Genomic DNA, 1,147 nt, shown 5'->3' on the forward strand with positions numbered 1-1,147 from the left:
GAAGGGGATCAGCATCGCGCTGGCTTGCCGGGCATTTGGCGTCAGCGAGACCTGTTTCCGCTACAGCCCGAAGCGCAACGACGAGAACGAGCATATCGCCGATCTGCTCATCGGGCTAACTAATTGTTCAGTCCCGGCATCTGGTGGATCGGGTTTAGGATGAATCTGTCGGGCTGGGATGTCCAGATCTTGCAGATGAATTCGTAAGGTGTGAGGGCCAGCCATGGTCCGCCATCGGTCCGAGGACCATGGCTGGCGAGGATCTTGAGCCGGCGGGCGAAGTTATAGGCTGCCATGAAGTCCGCGAGGTGCGTCCGCAGCTGATCGTGGCTATCGTAGTGGAAGCGTTTGACCGTGGCCTTGATCGTGCGGTTCATCCGCTCGACCTGACCGTTTGTCGGGAAAACAGGCCACCGGACTGTTTTCTGACCCTCCAAACTCCACGGGTGGTTGGGCTTCGTGAGGCGGTGCTCAATGCCGCTCGACCATTGTCCTCGGACCGATGGCGGACAAGGTCTCGCCCTCGCAGATCATGTCGAAGCGCATGGGCCTGGAATAGATTGTATTGCGGTTCCGAGGCTGCTCCGCGAACTGAATGCCGTTGTCAGTAAGGACGGTGTGAACCTGATATGGCACGGCCTCGAGCATGTGCTGCAGGAACTCCCGAGCTGTCTTCCTGTCTGCCTTCTCGACCAATTGGATCACGGCAAACTTGCGCGTGCGGTCGATGCCGACGAACAGGTAGAGCTTGGCGTTGTTGCATGAAGCCTTTTTGAGATACACATTGCACGTCCAGCGACATAGCTGAACGGCATTTCCAAGCCCGCGCTTACTCGCTACCGCACCCTGAACTGGTCTGCCTACAACGCTGCGCTGTGTGAGCGCGGCTCGCTGACCGTCTGGTTCGACCCGTTGACGCCGTGGCATGCGGCGCTCTCGGGCAAGCGCGGCGGGCAGCCGGTCTATAGCGACGCCGCGATCCAGGCGTGTTTGACGGTGAAGGTCCTGTTCGGTCTACCGCTGCGGCAGACGACGGGCTTCGTGGCTAGCCTGCTGCGGCTTGCGGGGCTCGGCTGGCCGGCCCCGGATTTCTCGACACTCTGCCGACGCCAGAAGACCTTGGCGGTGCAACTGCCTTACCGTGGCA

At 60.6% G+C, this 1,147-nt stretch carries 1 protein-coding gene and 2 pseudogenes; 2 read left to right on the top strand and 1 reads right to left on the bottom strand.

Annotation, left to right across the window (positions count from 1 at the left end; translation table 11 throughout):
- A pseudogene (locus tag OC184_RS20275) lies at window positions 1–124 on the top strand (IS3 family transposase); the annotation flags it as partial.
- On the opposite strand, the pseudogene OC184_RS20280 reads toward OC184_RS20275, so the two are convergent.
- A pseudogene (locus tag OC184_RS20280) lies at window positions 120–750 on the bottom strand (hypothetical protein); the annotation flags it as partial. The pseudogenes OC184_RS20275 and OC184_RS20280 overlap by 5 nt on opposite strands.
- 63 nt (window positions 751–813) lie before the next feature.
- Here OC184_RS20280 and OC184_RS20285 point away from each other — a divergent pair.
- On the top strand, window positions 814–1,147 hold a 334-nt coding region (locus tag OC184_RS20285; RefSeq protein ID WP_265508961.1), incomplete at its 3' end, for a transposase.

This window comes from Paracoccus rhizosphaerae, assembly GCF_026162645.1.
Classification (GTDB): domain Bacteria; phylum Pseudomonadota; class Alphaproteobacteria; order Rhodobacterales; family Rhodobacteraceae; genus Paracoccus; species Paracoccus rhizosphaerae.